Raw genomic sequence first — 18,689 nt, 5'->3', positions numbered from 1 at the left:
CCGCACGGCGACCGGGCGTCGGGAGCGGTGGGTGAGCAACTGGTAGGCCCGATGGCGTTCGGTCGTCAATACCACTGCATCGCAAGCGATCCGCTCACCCCGGTCGGTATGCACCGCGAGCGGGCCCCCCCCCCCCCCCCCCCCCCCCCCCCCCCGGGGGGGGGGGGGGGGGGGCCCCCCCCCCCCCCCCCCCCCGACGCCGGGAACAGCTGAACGAGCAGACGGCGGCCGGACCATATGTCCAACTTAGTTCGCCCGGGAAGTCTTTCCGCGCGGGCGGGTGGAAAGACGCGCAAACGTAGCCGTTATGGACCTGCGAGCAGTCGTCGGCCGTGTTCGACTACAAGCCGAGGTATTCCTTCAGCTCGAACGGCGTCACCTGGCTGCGGTAGTCCGCCCACTCCCTGCGCTTGTTGCGCAGGAAGAAGTCGAACACGTGCTCGCCGAGGGTCTCGGCGACCAGTTCGGAGCGCTCCATGGCCTGCAGTGCCTCGTCAAGGGTGCCCGGCAGTTCACGGAAGCCCATAGCGCGACGTTCCGCGACGGTGAGCGACCACACGTCGTCCTCCGCCTCCGGCGGCAGCGTGTAGCCCTTCTCGATGCCACGCAGGCCGGCGGCGAGCAGCACCGCGAAGGTCAGGTACGGGTTGCACGCCGAATCTGGGCTGCGGATCTCGACGCGGCGCGAGGAGGACTTGTTCGGGGTGTACATCGGGACGCGAACCAGCGCGGAGCGGTTCGACCTGCCCCACGAGGCGGCGGTCGGCGCCTCGCCACCGTGGATGAGCCGCTTGTAGGAGTTCACCCACTGGTTGGTGATAGCGCTGATCTCCGGTGCGTGCTCGAGGATGCCCGCGATGAACGCCCGCGCGGTCTCCGACAGGTTGATCGGGTCGTCCGGGTCGTGGAAGGCGTTCGCCTCGCCCTCGAACAGGCTCATGTGGGTGTGCATCGCCGAACCCGGGTACTGGGCGAACGGCTTGGGCATGAACGTCGCGCGCACGCCCTCGTCGATGCCGACTTCCTTGATCAGGTAGCGGAAGGTCATCACGTTGTCGGCCATGGAAAGCGCGTCGGCGTAACGCAGGTCGATCTCCTGCTGGCCCGGCGCGCCCTCGTGATGGCTGAACTCGACCGAGATGCCCATCGACTCGAGCGCGTCGATGGCGTGGCGGCGGAAGTTCGGCGCCGAATCGTGCACGGCCTGATCGAAGAAGCCGCCGGCGTCGGCGGGGCGGGGCTCGGAGCCCTGCGGGCCGTTCTCCAGCAGGAAGAATTCGATCTCCGGGTGCACGTAGCAGCTGAAGCCGACGTCAGCGGCCTTGTTGAGCTGACGACGCAGCACGTGCCTCGGGTCGGCCCATGACGGCGAGCCGTCCGGCATGGTGATGTCGCAGAACATCCGCGCGGAGTGCTGGTGGCCCTTGCTGGTTGCCCACGGCAGGACCTGGAATGTCGACGGATCCGGTCGGGCGACCATGTCCGCTTCCGACACGCGAGCGAAGCCCTCGATGGCAGAGCCGTCGAAGCCGATGCCCTCCTCGAAGGCGCCCTCTAGCTCGGCCGGCGCGATGGCGACGGACTTCAGGTAGCCCAATACGTCGGTGAACCAGAGCCGCACGAAGCGGATATCCCGTTCTTCGAGCGTCCGCAGCACGAATTCCTTCTGGCGATCCATGAACGCGAGCGTAAGCACCTGGAGTTAAATCCGTGTTACATACGCGTCTAGGGATTGCAATCCGATGTTTTGAAATAGATCGCACCGCCGCGCAAACATGGTCTGTGAGGCCGTCATGGCGGCGGATCGCACCCGCACGCACCGATCAGCAGGTGAGCCCCTGCTCCGGAACCTTCAACTCGGTGAGGTAGGCGATGACCGCATCGTCGAGGCAGGCATCGCCGGCGACGAGGGCAGCGGTGTGCCTGGTGCCACGGAAGGTCACCAATGCCGCGCCGAGCTGTCCAGCGAGCTCGACACCGGCCTGGTAGGGCGTCGCCGGGTCCTCGGTCGTCGAAACGACCACCGTCTTCGGCAGCCCGTTCACCGCGATCTTGTGTGGTCCGCTGGTGTTGGGCACCGGCCAGGCGTTGCAAACCTCGAGCGGAGCCGCGCCCGTGCCGCGCCCGTCGTCGAGGAAAGGCGCCGCCTTGCGGTATTCGGCGTCCTGCGCGGCCGCCACGGCGGGATCGGCGATCCGAGGATCGTCGACACACCGGATCGCGTTGAACGCGTCCTGGGTGTTGTTGTAGGTGCCGTCGTCGCGGCGGCCGTCGTAGATATCGGCGAGCTGGAGCAGAGTGTCGCCGCGGCCGTCACGCAACTCGGAGAGGCCGAGGGTGAGCACCCGCCAGAATTCATCGGTGTAGAGCGCCTGCTGCACGCCGGTGATGGCATCGTTGTAGCCGAGCCCGCGCGGGTCGTTGGTCACGGCCGGCTTGTCGCGCAACGGGTTCACCAGCGCACGGAACCGCGCGACGGACTGCGCGGGGTCGGTGCCGAGCGGGCAGTCGGCTTCCTTGGCGCAGTCGGCGCTATAGCCGTCGAACGCCTTCTGGAAGCCCGCGGCCTGGCGCAACGACTCCTGCACAGGATCCGCCGCGGAGTCGACGGCGCCGTCGAGCACCAGCGCGCGCACATTGCCTGGGAACTTCTCGGCGTAGGCCGAGCCGAGCTTGGTGCCATAGGAGTAACCGAGATAGGTGAGCTTCGGGTCACCGAGCACCGCGCGGATCACGTCCATGTCCTGGATCACCTCACGGGTGCCGACATGGGCGAGCAATTCGGCGCCGTTGCGCTCGGCGCAGTGCCCGGCGTACGTGCGGTTCTCGTCTTCGGATTTGGCTATGCCCTCCGGCGTGTTGTCCGTCGGCGGCTCGGCGCGCTCGCTGTCGGACTCCTGCGCGGTCTGGCAGGCGATGGCGGGGAGCGAGGAGCCGACGCCACGCGGGTCGAACCCGACTCGATCGAAACGCTCGGCGAGCGGTGTCTTGGCCGCGATGCTCGACATCGACAGGCCGGACACCCCCGGACCACCGGGGTTCAGCAGCAGCGAACCGATGCGCTTGCCGCTGGCCTCCAGTCGGGAAAGGGCGATCTGCGCGGTCGGACCGTCGGGCTTCTCGTAATCGACGGGCACCGTGATGCGGGTGCACTGCGTCTTCGGGGCGAGCTTGTCCTCGAGGTCGCCGAAGCCCTCGCAACTGCCCCATTGCGGAACCTGCGCGTAGAACTTCTCCAACCCGCCGGGCGGCGCGGGCAGCGGACCGTTCGGCTCCTCCTCGGTGACGCTGCACCCTGCCAGCACCATCGCCAGCACCGCCGCAACGAGCACACCACGCCCACTCCGCATCCACGCCATGCGTGAAATCCTGACAGGGCCGCAGCCACGCGCGAAATCAGTCGTTTCGCCGCTAGGGCGATGTGACCAATCGCACCGGTCACGGCCCTGATCCAGCTGAAGCGTCGGTGGCACACTGAACGTGTCAGACAAACCCGGGGACCCGTATGGGCCTCGAGGAGACACGACGAAAGGGACGATGATGTCCGTGTCCGATTCGGAAACTCCCGCGTACGGCAGCGCACCCACCACTCCCAAGGCAGCCAAGCGCAAGACGCGGGTCCACCACCTCCAGCAGATGAAGGCCGAGGGTGAGCGCTGGTCCATGCTCACCGCCTACGACTACTCCTCGGCGCGGCTGTTCGAAGAGGCCGGTATTCCGGTGCTGCTTGTCGGCGATTCCGCGGCGAACGTGGTGTACGGCTACGACACCACCGTGCCGATCACCGTCGACGAGCTGATCCCGTTGGTTCGCGGCGTGGTTCGCGGCGCACCGCACGCACTGGTCGTCGCCGATCTGCCGTTCGGAACCTACGAGTCCTCGCCGCAGCAGGCGCTGGCGACCGCGACACGGTTCATGAAGGAAGGCCAGGCGCACGCGGTCAAACTGGAGGGCGGTGAGCGCGTCGCCGAGCAGATCGCGCTGATCACCTCGGCGGGCATTCCGGTGATGGCGCACATCGGCTTCACCCCGCAGAGCGTCAACACCCTCGGCGGCTTCCGAGTGCAGGGGCGCGGTGACGCCGCCGAACAACTCGTCGCCGACGCCATCGCCGTCCAGGAGGCCGGCGCGTTCTCCGTGGTCATGGAGATGGTTCCCGCCGAGCTCGCCGGTCAGGTCACCCGCAAGTTGACGATCCCGACCGTCGGCATCGGCGCGGGCGTCGACTGCGACGCGCAGGTGCTCGTGTGGCAGGACATGGCGGGCTTCACCAGTGGCAAGACCGCCAAGTTCGTCAAGCGCTTCGGCAATATCGGTGACGAACTGCGCACTGCCGCAGCCGCTTACGCCGACGAGGTTCGTCGAGGCACCTTCCCGGGCCCTGAACACAGCTTCTGATCCGGGACCATCGATGATCGGCCGAGCAGTGCACGCACCCGTGGCACTGCTCGGTCAACCGGTGGAACCGATGCTGGAATGGGCCACCGGAATCCTCGCGGCGCGTGGCATCGAAATCACCGGCCCTCCTGCGCAATTGCGGCGGCGCGCGTGGTCGTTGATCGTCCGCATACCGACCGACGCGGGCCCGGTATGGCTGAAAGCCAACGCGCGGGCCTTCGCACACGAAGGTCCACTGCTCCAGCGAATCGCGGAGCTTCGCCCCGGCAGTGTGCTGGAACCCATTGCGGTGCGACCCGATCACGGCTGGCTGCTCAGCAAGGACGGCGGCGACACCGCCAAGGACGTCGACGCCGAGTGGACCGGGCTCATCGAGAGCTACGTCGATCTACAGCAGTCGCTCGCCGCGCACATCGAGGACCTGCGAGCGACCGGCACACCGTATCTGCCACCGACACAACTGGTTACCGTCTACCGGCACTTCGAGCCGCGCATTCCAGGACTCACTGCCGCGATCGAGGAGACGGCCGCCGCGCTGGCCGAATTCGACAGGCTCAGCATCGAACACAACGATCTACACCCCGGCAATGTGTTCGCAGGGGCCACTCCGGGCACCGGCATGCTGTTCGATTGGGGCGACGCGGTGATCACCCACGCCTTCCTGTCCCAGCGCATGCTCAACGGCCCGTACCGCACGCAGTACCTCGCGCACTGGCGGCGGCGCGGCCCGGTCTCCGAATTGGAAATCACCCTCGCCGAACGCCTGGCCCCCCTGGTATCGCTGCATCCGTGGCGCACCATCGACACCTCCCAACCACGATTCGCCAGGATGGTCCAGGAATTGCTGGACGGACTACAGGCCGGTTTCCGTTAGGCCGGATCGGGCAAGGCGCAAGGGCCCGACCGATTCGCACGGGCCCGATAACGCAAACAATGGCAGACTCGATGCGGACAATGTCGACACGAGCAGAGGTACCGATGCCGCAGCCCCGTTGGATTTCACGTAGCACACTGCTGCTGGCCGGAGTTTTCACCGCCGCGGCGCTGACCGCCTGCGGAACAAGTTCGGACCCGGCACCGACCGGTAGCTCGGCATCGACAACGGGAGCCGCGACCAGCGCACCGGGCAGCTCGACCGGCAAGCCTGCCCCGACGGTCTCCGATGCCTCGGCAACCCAGCTGTGCGACATGCTCCGCCAGGAGCTGTCGAACTGGCGGATCCAGGGCGGGACGCTGGGCAAGATCGGCCTCAACGCGCTGGTACACGAGTGGGCGCTGCGAAACGGCGGCATCAACGGCCAGGTGCTCGCAGACAAGGCGATCCTCGACCGGACCACAACCAAGAGCTGCTCCGATGTACGTCAGCAGGCGATCGAGGCGCTCGGAATTCCCAACCTCGCCGCCGGGCTCGCCTTCTGATGCGAACCCTGTACCCCCCGATCGAACCGCACCAGACCGGAATGCTCGATGTCGGCTCGGGTCAGTCGGTGTACTGGGAGGTCAGCGGCAACCCCGACGGCAAGCCGGTGGTGTTCCTGCACGGCGGTCCCGGCGGCTGTACCTCGCCGTATCACCGGCAGTTCTTCGACCCGGCCGCCTACCGCATCGTGCTGCTCGACCAGCGCGGCTGCGGCCACTCCAGCCCGCACATCGCCGACGGCGCGAGCCTGGAAACCAACACAACGCCGAACCTGATCGCCGACATCGAGGCGCTGCGTACCCATCTGGGCGTCGATCGCTGGCAGGTCTTCGGCGGCTCCTGGGGTTCGACGCTGGCGCTCGCCTATGCCCAGCGGCATCCGGAACGGGTGACCGAGTTGGTGCTTCGCGGGATATTCCTGCTGCGGCGCAAGGAAATCGACTGGTACTACAACGGCGCGGCGAGTTACGTCTACCCGGACGAGTGGGAGAAGTTCCTTGCCCCGGTGCCGGAAGCCGAGCGCGGCAACGATCTGGTCGAGGTTTACCACCGGCTGCTGCACTCCGCCGACGAGCAGGTCGCCCTCGCCGCGGCCGTGGCCTGGTCCACCTGGGAGAGCGCGACGAGTTCACTACTGCTCCAACCGGATCGGGTGGCCCAGACCGCCGATCCGCGTTTCGCGCTTGCCTTCGCTCGGATCGAGAATCACTACTTCATACACGGCGGCTTCCTCGAAGAAGGCCAGCTGCTGCGCGATATCGACAGGGTCGCCCACATTCCCACCGTCATCGTGCAGGGCCGCCACGACATCGTCTGCCCCGCCGTCAGCGCATGGGACCTGCACCGCGCACTGCCCGGCTCGCGGCTGCACATCGTCGACGACGCGGGGCACGCCGCCAATGAGCCGGGCATCACCCATCACCTCGTCGAGGCAACCGACGGATTCGCGAAAGTGAGCTGAACATGGTCGGCGCCGCAAACGCCCTCGTCACGGCATTGGGCGACGACGTGGACCGGCTGCTGGCCGCCGAACCGGAAGTCCGTGCGAACGATGATGATTCGGTGCACCAGATGCGGGTGGCCACCCGCCGTCTGCGCAGCGTGCTGCGTTCGTATCGCAGCCTGTTCGAACAGGCGCCCGCCGCCACGATGGGTGATGAACTCAAGTGGCTCGCCGGACTCCTCGGCGTAGCCAGGGACGCCGAGGTGCGCGCCGAACGCTTCACCGCTCTGGTGGCCGAGCATGCCCGACCCACCGAATCAGGCACGGCCGCAAGAGAGCCGGCTACGGAAGCCGAAGCGAACAGAGCTGAACTCACAGCCGCCGACATCGTTTTCCTCACGACCGAACTGGTCGGCGCGGAGCAAGCGAGGTATGCGCGCGCACATGCCGAAATCCTGACCGAACTCGACGGCGACCGGTATCGCAAACTGCGCGAGGAATTGTCGATCTGGCGCACCGATCCCCCGCTGCACCCCACCAAGGCCGACCGGCCCGCACCGGAAGCCTTCGAGCGCATACTGCGCCGCGACCGTAAACGACTGCGCCGCCTGGTATTCGCCGAGCCTGTCGTCCCCGCCACCGAGCGAGTCGAGTTACTGCACGATATCCGCAAGGGCGCCAAGCGCTTACGCTATTCCTGCGAAGGTGCGGCGCAGACACTCGGCGAGGCGGCCACCGAGCTCGGCAGCAGCGCGAAACGACTGCAAACCGTTCTAGGGGACCACCGCGACGCCGTCGAGTCCCGCGAAGCCATCCTCGTCCGCGCCGCCGAAGCCGCCGCACGAAGCCCGGCAAGGGCGCTCTACGAAATCCTCGCCGACGCAGAGGAAATCGCGGCGGGCAAAGCACTCGCGCGTTACCCGGCCGCCGCCGCATTCGTCTCGACCGACTGACTCCGGACCGCGCGGGTCGCGGGCTCAGACCGGGAAAGCGAAGCTGATCTTGCGGGCGACCGGGTCGGCCGATACCAGGCGAACGCGCACCGCCGCGCCTTCGGGCGGTGCGCCGATGCACGGCCCGACCACGGGCGGGTCGGCGACGAATACCTCGGCGGGCCGGTTGCTGGTTGCTTCACGCACCACCACCGCGTCGAACTCCGCACCGCTTCGCTCGGCGAGCAGGGTGGCCTCGGTCAGGTCGATGCAGGCGCGTTCCACCTTGTTCGCGAGGGCGTCGCTGCGCTTCATCGAATCGGCGGTCGGCAACAGTCCATCTCGAACCCATTGCGGGACTTCGACTCCCGCGCACAGGGCAAGGCAGATCTCGGTGGCGAAGCGGTCGGCAAGGCGACGCAGCGGCGCGGTCACATGTGTGTAGGGCGCGCCGATCGCGCTGTGCTGTAAGTTGTTCGGCTCGCCCGGCCTTCTGGTGTTCGAATGGCCGTCGTCGGCGCGCCGGTCGTCCGGCTGCTCGGGCCGCCGCGCATCAGGCTCGGCATCCGCCCGCGCGGCCCATGGCCGCGCACCATTCGAAGAGGCGGTGTCCGATCGGTCCGCGGCCGCACCGTCGAGCACGGTGTATCCGGCCCCGCGCAGCAACCCGGTCGCCTCGGACATGAGCACGAGTGCCGCGGGCGTATTCGGATCGAGCCCGGCCAGCATCCTGCCGACCGACTGATCGGCGGGCCAAGAGATGCCCACCGCCGCGGCCGTCCTGCGAATCGAATCGATCGCCGATTCGGGCGGCGGCGGCATGGTCCGCAGCAGCGCGACGCGTTCTCCCGACGGCGGCGCGTTATCGAGCATGATCCTGGCCGCGCACATTCCGGTCAGTAGCGACACCTGCTCGTTCCAGTCGTCGGCGGCGGTGCGCGGCTCCAGCACAAGTCGCCAGTGTCCGTCGGCCTTGTCGTCGCCGATCACGCTCTGCGCGGGCAGGCGCAGCCCGATCGCGCCGCGCACCAGTCCCGCCTCGATGCGCCGCGTGCCGAATTCCGGCAGGGCTGCGATCGAGGGGTGCAGGCGGCCCGCGTCGGCGTCGGCCTGCACGCCCGCGTAGTCGAGCCTGGCCCTGGATCGAACGAGCGCACGCACCACCGAGAACCGCCGCGGTTCGGCGTTCTCGTCGAGTTCGATGGTCCACAACGCGGCGGGCCTGGTCTGATCCGGCAGCAGGCTCGCGGTGTCTTCCGACAGGACCGGCGGATGCAGCGGCACGGTGCTGTCCGGCAGATAGAAGGTCTGGCCCCGAGCGCCCGCCGCCGCGGCGAGTGCGCTTTCGGGGACGATCACGGCGCCGACATCGGCGATCGCGTAGTGCAATGTGAAGCCGGAGGCGGAGCGCTCCAGGTGCAATGCCTGATCGAGGTCCATCGCGCCGGGCGGATCGATCGTCACGAACGGGATGTCCGTGCGATCAACGCGGTTGCCCGCGAACGCGTCGATCGCGTCGCGGGCTTCCGTGGTTGCCTCGGCGGGATACGCCGAGGCTAATCCGAATTCGGAACGGATGGCGCCGAAATCAACCGGCGCCGAGACGATCCGCTGGTGCAGTTCCACGCTGTTGGTGTCGAGCTCTACTGCAGCGCCAACATGGTGCCGCTCAATTCATTGAACGGTCCGTACACAGTGAAAGTCACGCGCCCGTTGGGGACGTTCGACGACACTCCGGCCGCCGCGTCGAGCGCCTGACCGAACGAGGCCGCCGACGGGTGCGGCAGACCCGCGATGACCGTCTTCCCGATGTGACTCTGGTACACCCAGGTGGTGTCGGCGGGGCTGAGGTCGACCTGGACCCCACCTGCCAGCGGGGTCACCGCGACCGCGCTAGCGGACCCGGCACCCAGCAGTGCGAAAACCGATGCAGCCCCGGCGATCAACGCGCCGGTGACCAGTGAACGAGCGATCCGCATAGAGTTGAGACCTACTTTCCCGCGATCGAAGAATGAACGGCCCTGCTGCCCGGCAGCGGGCCGTGCCAACGGCGACCACTCTATGACGTCGCTCACGTTATAAGCCAGTCCCCGCCGAATCGCCATGCCGGACACGCCGAGCACCGCCCACCACGACCGACTGCTAGCGTTGCCGGGCGTAGCGGAGGTTTCGATCTCCCGCACATTTCTAGATGTCCCGTACGTCGACAATTGGGAGTTACGCACTCATGTCATCGCTGCTTTTCGACTACCTGATGCCGCTGCTCGGCCCTGAGCAGGCCGCGTATTGGGCGCAGGTCTTCATGGTCTCGCCGGTCTGACCTCACCGCCTCCCGTGCGGCCTCGTCGCCTCCCGTTAACCACATGGGAGGCGACGTTCGTCAAGTGCCGCTAGCATCCCGCCCGTGCAAAGAACTTCCGCCGCTATCGCGGCCAGCGTCACCCTCTTCACCTTGCTTCTCGCAGGCTGCAACGACGACACCGCCGGCAGCGCCGCCCCCTCGACAACGGCGAGCGCGGGTGCCTCCGCCGCGGGCAGCGACCCCGGCGACAACATCAAAGCGGGCACCTTCGTGGTGAGCTTCCGCAGCGCCTTCCCGAAGCTCGCCGACGGCAAGGACGACAACAAAATTCGCGACCTGCTCGTCGACACCTGCAAAGACGTCAAGGACGGCAAAGCCGAGGACGCGGTCGTGCTGAACATCATCAAGCGCACCAGGACCGGTTCGACCGAGGCGAGCAAGGAAGAAGCGCAGGCGATCTATCAGATGGCCAAGCTGCTCTGCTGAACTACGTGTGCGTTGCGCCCTGACCGCCCGCGGGCGCGTCGTCCGAAGGCTGCGCCGATGGGCTACTGCGCTCCAGGAAGCGCAGCAGCTCCACCGGGAACGGCAGCACCAACGTCGAGTTCTTCTCCGCCGCAACCTGGACCACGGTTTCCAGCAGCCGCAGCTGCAATGCCGAGGGATGCTCCGACATCTTGGCGCCTGCCTGGGCGAGCATGTGCGAGGCCTGCAACTCGCCCTCGGCCGAGATAACCCTGGCGCGGCGCTCCCGCTCCGCCTCCGCCTGCCGCGACATCGAGCGTTTCAGCGAATCGGGCAGCGCCACATCCTTGATCTCCACCCGGTCGATGTGCACGCCCCACGCCAGCGCTGGACTATCGATCATCAGCTCCAGGCCCTTGTTCAACTCCTCGCGGTTGGACAGCAGATCGTCGAGTTCGCTCTTGCCGATGATCGAGCGCAGCGAGGTCTGGGCCACCTGGCCAACCGCGAACAGATAGTTCTGCACCTCGACGACGGCGGCGATCGGGTCGATCACCCGGAAGTACACCACCGCGTCCACCCGCACCGTGACGTTGTCGCGCGTGATGCCGTCCTGTGCGGGAACCGGCGTGGTGATGATCTGGATGGAAACCTTACGCATCCGATCGACGAACGGAATCAGCATGCGCAGTCCGGGGTCTCGTACCCCCACCACCCGGCCGAATCGGAACACCAGTCCCTTCTCGTACTGCGTGACCACCCGCGCGCTCATGGCGGTCAAAACACCGCCGATGATCGCCCCCGCACCGAAAATACTGCCGATAATGGCAAGAATGTCCATAGCTACACCGCCAAGGCGAATCGTCCACCGCGCCGGAAAACCGGGCTCCCGGCCCACCTCCATGATGGCACCGTATGCACTGTGCGAACGGACGAGTTGGCCTGTAAGCCGGATCCTGTCCCCGGTTCGCACCGGGTGACGACCATCCATCTGGACACACCGTTGCCGGGTGCCTCGAGCGATCCACCCGCAGGCTCGGGCGAGCAGCCCTCGAACACCTGCGCAGCCGCAACGCGAGCGATGCGACCTTTGACCTTGCTCCGGGCGGGGTTTACCTAGCCGCCCCGGTCGCCCGGGGCGCTGGTGCGCTCTTACCGCACCGTTTCACCCTTACCGATGCTCGCGCATCGGCGGTCTATTTTCTGTGGCACTGTCCCGCGGGTCACCCCGGGTTGCCGTTAGCAACCGCCCTGCTCTGTGGAGTCCGGACTTTCCTCGGCGACGGGCGGCGGCACAGTTGTGCCCGTTCCCTTCGCCGCGGTCGCCCGGCCAACTCGTCCGCAGCGTCCAGGGTACGTTGTTCACGGGCCTGACCTCGCAGCTGGTCGGAGCAGAACAGTACGGTGGGGTGCCATGGAACGTGTCGAGGTCAGTTTTCCGTCGGGTAGCGAGCAGTGTGCCGCCTGGCTGTACCCGCCCGACGGTGTCCCCAAGCCTCGCCCACTGATCATCATGGGGCACGGTCTCGGGGCCAATCGGGAAATGGGATTGGATAGATATGCGCGCCGGTTCGCCGCCGCTGGGATGGCAGTACTGGTCTTCGACTACCGACATTTCGGCGCCAGCCAGGGCACGCCGCGTCAGCTACTGAATATCGCGCGCCAGCGCGAAGACTGGCGCTCCGCCATCGCATACGCGCGCACTCTCCGTGGTATCGACGCGACCCGAATTGCCCTGTGGGGCACCTCCTTCGGCGGCGGCCACGTGCTATCGGTGGCACCCGACGACGACTACATCGCGGCCGTCGTCGCACAGGTGCCCTTCACCAGCGGCTTAGCCTCGGCATGGGCGAAGGGGCCGACCAGCCTGACCAAGGTGGCGACCATCGCCGCCACCGACCTGCTCGTCGGGTCGCTGCGCCGCAAGCCGGTGCGCATCCGGCTCGCGGGGCGCAAGCGCTCGGCCGCGCTGATGAGCGCGAAGGATGTGCCGGAGGGTTTCGGCAGGCTTGCCGACGAAAGCGAAAGCTACGAACCGAAAGTCGCCGCACGGGTTGCGCTCTCGACGCTGTTCGACTCTCCCGGCCGCCGAGCCAAGTCACTGAAGATGCCGGTCATGTACGTCATCGCCGACAACGATTCGATCGCACCGGTCAAACCGACCTTGCGTGCCGCGGAACGCACCAAGCACGCCGTCGTGAAGCGTTATCCGGTAGGACATTTCGATGTCTATTTCGACGACCACTTCGAGGTCGCCGTCTACGATCAGACCGAATTCCTGGTCTCGGTACTGCGTCCCTGACCGAGTCCGGCGTCGGGACTTCTGCCGGTGGTCTCGACGCCGGTATGCTCGAACCGTACGGTTCGGCCGGTTCGACGGCCGCCACCAATGATGGCCCGGATGCGCCGCGAAGCATTCCTCATGATGAATCTTGTTATCTCCCCCGCATTCCCCGGGAAGGACCTTCCCGTCCGCCGTTGACCGCCGCGCGGGTACGGACCCGTCCCGAGCTCCGGCGTCAACGCAGGCAGCGGGCACACGGCTGCTGGAATCACCTGCTCATCGCACCGCTGTGGCCGATGCACGGCGTCAACCTCGGCACCCTGCTGCGCACCTGCGATGCGGTCGGCGCGTGCATGGCGGTGCCGCGCCGCCCTTGGATTCCGCAAGCGCTCGCGCAGGGCAACACATTGCGCCGTCGGCAATGCGTGCACTGGATCGACGGTCCCGTGGAAAGGTGGCTCGATCGCCAGCGCGCCGGAGGTTCCGCGATCGTCGGCGTCGAGCTCACCGACGAATCCATCCGGCTCGCCGACCTCCCCACCGCACGAAAACGCACCATCATCGTCCTCGGCCACGAAAGCAGCGGCATCCCACCCGAGGGCCTCGAACTCCTCGACATCACCGTCGAAATCCCCATGGTCGGCACCGGCCACAGTCTCAACGTGGCGGTCGCCGGGTCGCTGGTGCTCTATAAACTCTCCGGGCTGTGCTGATCGACCGCGACCATGCGACGTGCGCCCGTCGTGCCGGACCTCCCGTGGCGACATCTATCGCTCATACTTTTCCCATGAACCTCGCGACCGCCACCGTCGCCGAAATCATCGGTGCGATAGTGCCGTTCGACGCGCTCGAGCAGCGCCACATCGAGGAAACGTTGACCTGGCTCGAGTCGACCGATGATGTGTTCCGTCGCATCAAACCCGACACTCCCCCACGTCATCTGGTTTCGTATGTGGTGCTCGTCGACCCGGATGCCCGCGCCGTCCTGCTCGGCCGACACCTCCTCGCCGGACTGTGGCTGCCGACCGGCGGTCACATTTCGCCGGGCGAACACCCGCGGGTCGCCGCTAGGCGTGAGGCCGCCGAGGAGCTCGGTATCGACGCCGAATTCACCGTCGTCGGGGACGAACCACTCTTCCTCACCGTCACGACCACGGTCGGCACAACCAGCGGCCACGAGGACATCAGCCTCTGGTATCTCATCCGAGGCGACCGCACCTGCGAATACGCCCTCGACCCGAGCGAGTTCAGCGAGGGGCGCTGGTGGGACATCGACACAGACATCATCCCCGACCCCGACCCGCACTTCCCCCGTTTCCTCGCCAAGCTCGACTCAGCACTGCCACTACCAGCATGAACAAGCACGCGAGCATCAGACTGGTGGTCTTGTCGTAGTCGGGTGTCAGTGCGGCGCTCACGTTGATCATCGCGTGCATCAGGATCGCCGCGAGCACACCGCAGCAGGTGTTGTCGTGCACCGCCCCTGGCTTAGTGTGTCGCGCTGACCGAAGTTGTCGGATTGGCACCCGGATGCGGCAGAATGCGGGTGTTCCGGAACGACGTGAACAGCCAGGTGTCGTTGTCGCGCACCGCGATACGGGTCTGGATGGACAGCTCCTCCGGCCGTTCTTCATCGGCTTCGGGACGAATCACCCACACGCCGCTGGTGACCATGACGGCCACATCCGGCGTGGGGAATCGAAAGGTGGTCACCTCGGGTGCGAACAGCCGGGTCCCTTTCATGAAGCCGTCGAACCCCTCCCGCATGGCTCGGCCGAGCGAGGCTCGGCCCTGGACGAATTCGCCGATCACCGATACGAAGTCGGCGTCCTCGGTGAAAGTGGCGGCGAAGGCCGCACCGTCGCCCTGAGCCCAGGCATCGGTCTGTTTGCGGGCGAGATCGGTGATGGCCTCCTTGTCCTCGCGGTGCGGGTCCACCTCTTCCAGCTTCGCGTTCACTTCGCCGAGCTCGGTGTTGTGCATCAGGCGTTCTCCGTTGTCGGATGTGTGCTGTCGGTGGTGTAACCGGCTGCTCTTACCGCCCTACCCGCCGCGAGCCCATGTACTCGAGGCAGGCCGCCATTGTTCTATCCCCTGGACGAATTCACCGCCGCGGCCCTGCGTGGGCTCGCGGCGGCGAAGACATCGGCCGAATCGGGTTCAGAGAGGACGGAATCCGGCCCCGACGCCACCGGTGGCGTTCACGGCATCCAGAATCTGATCGATCGACGCGAAGAAGGCCGGTGAGTGCATCGGATTGCCCGCGCCGACACACGGCACGTCGAAGCCGATACCGCCCATGCCGGTCAATCGCCCCTGGTTCATCCCGACCAGTCGATCACCGACGGTCACCGGACCACCGGAATCGCCCGGCTTCGAGCAGGATTGATTGATCGTCGAACCTTCCAGCCCACCCCACACCACACCGCAGTCGGTTCCGCTGGTACGACCGCTCTTGCAGACGGTGGTACCCGGTGCGGGCCGCCCACCGAGCCCGGAAATAGTGGTCGGACCGACGGTGCGCACCGGGGTGACGCGTGCCGGATCGAATTGCAGTACCGCGAAGTCCAGTCCCGCACCGTTATCCGAGTAGGCCACCACTCCGACCACCCCGGCATCCATCGTCTTTTCGGCGCCCAGCCGCGCACCCGCCGGGGCGCAGTGCCCCGCGGTCAGCCCGACCAGCCTGCCCGCGCCGTCATACCCGATGGCGGTGAGCGAACATGCCGAATTGTTGTCGAATACCAGGCCCGAGCCGCCGCCGAGTTCCGCGTTACCCGCCGCCTGCGCGGTACCGGAACCGACCGGACCGACGCCCGCGACAACTACCGCCGCAGCCGCCATCCACTTGAATTTCACCCTGTGAACTCCTTCTCGAAACCCGCCGGCCGACATCGGAATCGGCCTCACGACGGCCCACCCGCACGTGAGGGAGAACCGCTCCGGACAATTCTGCGGCCACCGCTCAGGATCCGGGGCATGATCAGGTCATAGATACGAGGTGTCGTTCACCAGCCGCACCGACGCGCCACCGTCGGGATAGAACTCGGCGATCGACAAGGACGCCAGATCCAGATGCAAGCGATACAGCAGCGATGGACCGACACCGAGCGCCAGCTGCAACATCGTCTTGATCGGGGTCACGTGACTGACCACCACCAGGTTCGCGCCGGGATACAGCGCGATCAGATCACGCCGCGCCGCCTCCACCCGCTCGCGCACCTGATCGAAACTCTCGCCGCCCGGTGCTGCCACCGACGGATCGCCCATCCAGCGGGCGTGCAGCTGCGGATCACGTTGTGCCGCTTCCAAAAACGTCAGGCCCTCCCAGTCACCGAAGTCGGTCTCGATCAGGCCGTCGATGACATGCACGGGCACATCGAGCGCTGTCGCCGCGGCCTGTGCGGTTTCCCTCGCGCGACCGAGCGGAGAGCACACCACGGCGGCGATATCACCCTTGGATGCCAGCATCTTGGCTGCGCGTGCGGCTTGCTCGCGACCGAGTTCGGTGAGCGGTGGGTTGCCGCGGCCGGAATACCTGCGCTGGATCGAGAGTTCGGTTTGACCGTGGCGCAACAGCAGTAGCCGGGTCGGGCGGCCGGTGGCACCGGTCCAGCCGGGAGCGGTCTGCGTACTGCCCTCCGTAGCAGGCGAATTCGAGGCCGTGTCCGCGGAATTCGGAGCGGCGTCTTCGGCGGTATCCGCCGCTTGCGCGTCTGCGACCTCGTCGATCCAGCTCGGCAGTTCTCGTTCGACACCGGCCGCTGAATCCGATTGCCCAGCAGTACTATCGGCGTTATCCACGCTGCTGCTGCGATCGGCCGCCGGTGCGGGCCCGGCATCGAGCGCGGTACGCACCTCGCCAACCAGTGCGGCGTCGTCCATGGCTTCGTTCGCGAGTCGATCCGCATACGAATTCTCCGCGCGCGGAATCCACGTGAAGCTCACCCGATCGAAACCGGCGATCAGCCTGCGGGCCCGGTCCGCCAGCGGAATCATGGCCGGGTGCTTGATCTTCCAGCGTCCCGCCATCTGCTCGATGACCAGTTTGGAATCCATCCGCACCGACACCACGCGCGCGCCGAGCTCGGTCGCCGCCTCCAAAGCCGCTATGAGCCCGCGGTATTCGGCGACATTGTTGGTCGCGACACCGATGTACTCACGGCGCTCGGCGAGGACATTGGCGTGGGCGGCATCGAAAACCACCGCACCGTAACCGGCGGGCCCCGGATTGCCACGGGAACCACCGTCGGCTTCGACGATCACCTCGAGCTGGGCCATCATTCCCCTCGCTGTACTCGACCCATCACTGTCACGATCCACACGCCGAAACGCGGGCTCGGAAACTCACAGACCCGATTCCTTGGTACGCACCAGCACCGCACTGCATTCCGGGCAGCGCACGATCGCGTCGGGCTCGGCCTTCGCGATGCGCGCGATCTCACCACGATCCAGTTCGATCCGGCACGCGCCACAACGACGGGCCTGTAGCAGCGCTGCGCCGACACCGTTCTTGATGCGCTGGCGGTCGTAGATGCTCAGCAGCTCGTCCGGGAACAGCCCCACGAGTCCCGCCCGGTCGCCATCACAACGGCCCTGCGCCACATCGAGATCCGCGAGTGCCTCATCCCGCATGCGCTGCGCGTCGGCGAGATCCTGCTCGGTCTTGTCCAGCCGCGCGCCCGCGTGCTCATGATCGGCGGCGGAGGCCTCACGGCGCTCCATCACCTCCAGCAGCTCGTCCTCCAGCACCGAACGACGCCGCTCCAAGCTGCCGAGCTCGTGCTGGATCTCCGAAAGCTGTTTGGCGCCTACCGAACCCGCGCTCAGCATGCCCCTGTCGCGCTCCTCGCGCTTGCGAACCGCCTCGACCTCACCCTCCAGCTTGCGGATATCGCGGTCGAGGTCGTCCAACATGATCTCCACAGCCACCGCGGCATCCTTGTGACCATTGCGCTCCGCCTCCAGCCGCGCCACCTCCCGCTGCTCGGGCAGCACGGTGCGCCGGTGCGCAATCCGCGTCAGTTCGGCGTCGACAGCGGCGAGCTGCAGCAGCTTGGCCTGGATCTGGGGTTCGACATTCAACGCGGACAAACTCCTGGACGCTATGGATGGATGGGAGGCAACGCGCGCCCTCGGCCCACGATTACCAGTGCTCAACCGTACCCCGGGCAGCCGGCGAATATGTCCGAGGCCATGGTCAACGGGCGTTAGTGGTGAGTGACGGCGGCGAACGGAGCGAATCCAGGTTCGAACAGGGCCGAGCTCATGCTCGACCGGCCACGACTCGTATGGAACCAGAGGGCCACCCGGTGCGTCATATAGTAGCGACGGGGATCGAAAACGGGGATCACTGAGGCCGACGCCAGGGAGACATACGCGAACCGCCGACGTCCTACGCACCGCGTTCGCGGGAGCGGCTGTGATGGCATTGGCTGCCGGTTGCGGGTCGACCGTATCCGGGTCTCCGGCGACGACGACCAGGAACCTCGACGACATCCAGGTCTGGAATCCGTGTACGCAACTCGGGGACGGTGTTCTGCTGTCCACCGGCGTGGACCCCGCTACCAAGAGCGTCACAACCGATCCGCCGCAGGGACCTGCGGCGTGGCGGATTTGCGGCTGGTACCCACCGGGGCGCGCCTACAAGATGACGGTCTACTCCTCCAGCCACACCGTCGCAGAATCCAAGGCCAACGAAAAGAACACGGGATTTCGCGATGTGACGATCGGGCCTCGCAGTGGAATGACCTACCAGGACAAGTCCGATGCGCAGGGTGATCGCTGCTACGCGAGTTTCCCGGCAGAACAAGGCATGTTCGAGGTCAGCGCGAGTTGGACCGGTACCGGCGCTCGCACTCTGGATATGTGTGAGACAGCCGTCAAGCACGCAAAAGATCTCGAACCCCACCTACCCAAGTAACCACCCGTGAACTGAAAGCAGT

Annotated in this window: 19 protein-coding genes and 1 other RNA gene; 10 read left to right on the top strand and 10 right to left on the bottom strand. The window is 66.6% G+C overall.

The window, feature by feature from the left end; translation table 11 throughout:
• Positions 1 to 340 precede the first annotated feature (340 nt).
• Complete coding sequence (gene glnA / locus ACLMAJ_RS37695; protein ID WP_412018698.1) at positions 341 to 1,678, bottom strand: type I glutamate--ammonia ligase; 1,338 nt, start codon at positions 1,676 to 1,678, stop codon at positions 341 to 343.
• 145 nt (positions 1,679 to 1,823) lie between these two features.
• Complete coding sequence (locus ACLMAJ_RS37690; RefSeq protein WP_412018703.1) at positions 1,824 to 3,350, bottom strand: alpha/beta hydrolase; 1,527 nt, start codon at positions 3,348 to 3,350, stop codon at positions 1,824 to 1,826.
• 190 nt (positions 3,351 to 3,540) lie between these two features.
• On the opposite strand from ACLMAJ_RS37690, the gene panB reads away from it, so the two are divergent.
• The 5 genes from panB to ACLMAJ_RS37665 all read left to right on the top strand — a co-directional run bounded on the left by panB (position 3,541) and on the right by ACLMAJ_RS37665 (position 7,714).
• Positions 3,541 to 4,398, top strand: coding sequence for a 3-methyl-2-oxobutanoate hydroxymethyltransferase (gene panB / locus ACLMAJ_RS37685; RefSeq protein WP_412018702.1), 858 nt, complete (start codon positions 3,541 to 3,543; stop codon positions 4,396 to 4,398).
• A gap of 13 nt (positions 4,399 to 4,411) precedes the next feature.
• Positions 4,412 to 5,272 carry a phosphotransferase gene (locus ACLMAJ_RS37680; RefSeq protein ID WP_412018697.1) on the top strand — a complete coding sequence of 287 codons (861 nt, stop codon included), beginning with the start codon at positions 4,412 to 4,414 and terminating at the stop codon, positions 5,270 to 5,272.
• Between the two features lie 104 nt (positions 5,273 to 5,376).
• Positions 5,377 to 5,817 (top strand): hypothetical protein, encoded by a 441-nt coding sequence (locus tag ACLMAJ_RS37675; RefSeq protein ID WP_412018696.1) that lies wholly within the window; start codon positions 5,377 to 5,379, stop codon positions 5,815 to 5,817.
• Complete coding sequence (gene pip, locus ACLMAJ_RS37670) at positions 5,817 to 6,779, top strand: prolyl aminopeptidase (RefSeq protein WP_412018695.1); 963 nt, start codon at positions 5,817 to 5,819, stop codon at positions 6,777 to 6,779. The genes ACLMAJ_RS37675 and pip overlap by 1 nt, the downstream gene beginning before the upstream one ends.
• 2 nt (positions 6,780 to 6,781) lie before the next feature.
• The gene (locus ACLMAJ_RS37665; protein ID WP_412018694.1) at positions 6,782 to 7,714 is read left to right on the top strand and encodes a CHAD domain-containing protein; all 933 of its coding nucleotides are present in this window, start codon (positions 6,782 to 6,784) and stop codon (positions 7,712 to 7,714) included.
• A gap of 24 nt (positions 7,715 to 7,738) precedes the next feature.
• On the opposite strand, the gene ACLMAJ_RS37660 is transcribed toward ACLMAJ_RS37665, so the two are convergent.
• Positions 7,739 to 9,319 (bottom strand): RNB domain-containing ribonuclease, encoded by a 1,581-nt coding sequence (locus tag ACLMAJ_RS37660; protein ID WP_412018693.1) that lies wholly within the window; start codon positions 9,317 to 9,319, stop codon positions 7,739 to 7,741.
• Positions 9,320 to 9,336: 17 nt separating this feature from the next.
• On the bottom strand, positions 9,337 to 9,672 hold the full coding sequence (locus ACLMAJ_RS37655; RefSeq protein ID WP_412018692.1) for a hypothetical protein: 336 nt from the start codon (positions 9,670 to 9,672) through the stop codon (positions 9,337 to 9,339).
• A gap of 425 nt (positions 9,673 to 10,097) precedes the next feature.
• Between ACLMAJ_RS37655 and ACLMAJ_RS37650 the strand changes: the two genes are divergently transcribed.
• Positions 10,098 to 10,481 (top strand): hypothetical protein, encoded by a 384-nt coding sequence (locus ACLMAJ_RS37650; RefSeq protein ID WP_412018691.1) that lies wholly within the window; start codon positions 10,098 to 10,100, stop codon positions 10,479 to 10,481.
• Between the two features lies 1 nt (position 10,482).
• Here the strand turns inward: ACLMAJ_RS37650 and ACLMAJ_RS37645 are convergent, their stop codons facing one another.
• Together ACLMAJ_RS37645 and rnpB are read right to left on the bottom strand one after the other, a co-directional pair.
• The gene (locus tag ACLMAJ_RS37645) at positions 10,483 to 11,301 is read right to left on the bottom strand and encodes a slipin family protein (protein ID WP_412018690.1); all 819 of its coding nucleotides are present in this window, start codon (positions 11,299 to 11,301) and stop codon (positions 10,483 to 10,485) included.
• Positions 11,302 to 11,389: 88 nt separating this feature from the next.
• Positions 11,390 to 11,798, bottom strand: an RNA gene (rnpB, locus tag ACLMAJ_RS37640) — RNase P RNA component class A.
• A gap of 76 nt (positions 11,799 to 11,874) precedes the next feature.
• Here rnpB and ACLMAJ_RS37635 point away from each other — a divergent pair.
• The 3 genes from ACLMAJ_RS37635 (at position 11,875) to ACLMAJ_RS37625 (ending at position 14,101) form a co-directional block, all read left to right on the top strand.
• Entirely contained in the window at positions 11,875 to 12,762 is an 888-nt protein-coding gene (locus tag ACLMAJ_RS37635) for an alpha/beta hydrolase (protein WP_412018689.1), read from the top strand.
• A gap of 176 nt (positions 12,763 to 12,938) precedes the next feature.
• Complete coding sequence (locus ACLMAJ_RS37630) at positions 12,939 to 13,457, top strand: TrmH family RNA methyltransferase (RefSeq protein ID WP_412018688.1); 519 nt, start codon at positions 12,939 to 12,941, stop codon at positions 13,455 to 13,457.
• Positions 13,458 to 13,531: 74 nt separating this feature from the next.
• On the top strand, positions 13,532 to 14,101 hold the full coding sequence (locus tag ACLMAJ_RS37625) for an NUDIX domain-containing protein (protein WP_412018687.1): 570 nt from the start codon (positions 13,532 to 13,534) through the stop codon (positions 14,099 to 14,101).
• Positions 14,102 to 14,232: 131 nt separating this feature from the next.
• Here the strand turns inward: ACLMAJ_RS37625 and ACLMAJ_RS37620 are convergent, their stop codons facing one another.
• The 4 genes from ACLMAJ_RS37620 to ACLMAJ_RS37605 all read right to left on the bottom strand — a co-directional run bounded on the left by ACLMAJ_RS37620 (position 14,233) and on the right by ACLMAJ_RS37605 (position 17,829).
• Entirely contained in the window at positions 14,233 to 14,727 is a 495-nt protein-coding gene (locus ACLMAJ_RS37620; protein ID WP_412018686.1) for an SgcJ/EcaC family oxidoreductase, read from the bottom strand.
• A 177-nt stretch (positions 14,728 to 14,904) separates the two neighbouring features.
• A complete protein-coding gene (locus ACLMAJ_RS37615; RefSeq protein WP_479725050.1) occupies positions 14,905 to 15,603 on the bottom strand; it encodes a S1 family peptidase in 699 nt (232 codons plus the stop codon).
• 129 nt (positions 15,604 to 15,732) lie between these two features.
• Entirely contained in the window at positions 15,733 to 17,025 is a 1,293-nt protein-coding gene (locus ACLMAJ_RS37610) for a bifunctional RNase H/acid phosphatase (protein WP_412018700.1), read from the bottom strand.
• A 66-nt stretch (positions 17,026 to 17,091) separates the two neighbouring features.
• On the bottom strand, positions 17,092 to 17,829 hold the full coding sequence (locus ACLMAJ_RS37605) for a zinc ribbon domain-containing protein (RefSeq protein ID WP_412018685.1): 738 nt from the start codon (positions 17,827 to 17,829) through the stop codon (positions 17,092 to 17,094).
• A 340-nt stretch (positions 17,830 to 18,169) separates the two neighbouring features.
• On the opposite strand from ACLMAJ_RS37605, the gene ACLMAJ_RS37600 reads away from it, so the two are divergent.
• A complete protein-coding gene (locus ACLMAJ_RS37600) occupies positions 18,170 to 18,667 on the top strand; it encodes a DUF3558 domain-containing protein (RefSeq protein ID WP_412018684.1) in 498 nt (165 codons plus the stop codon).
• Positions 18,668 to 18,689 lie beyond the last annotated feature (22 nt).

This window comes from Nocardia arseniciresistens, from assembly GCF_046764875.1.
In the GTDB taxonomy this organism is placed as follows: Bacteria; Actinomycetota; Actinomycetes; order Mycobacteriales; family Mycobacteriaceae; genus Nocardia; species Nocardia arseniciresistens.
Note: the sequence above shows the minus strand (reverse complement) of the source record. Positions and strands in the feature narration are given on the sequence as shown.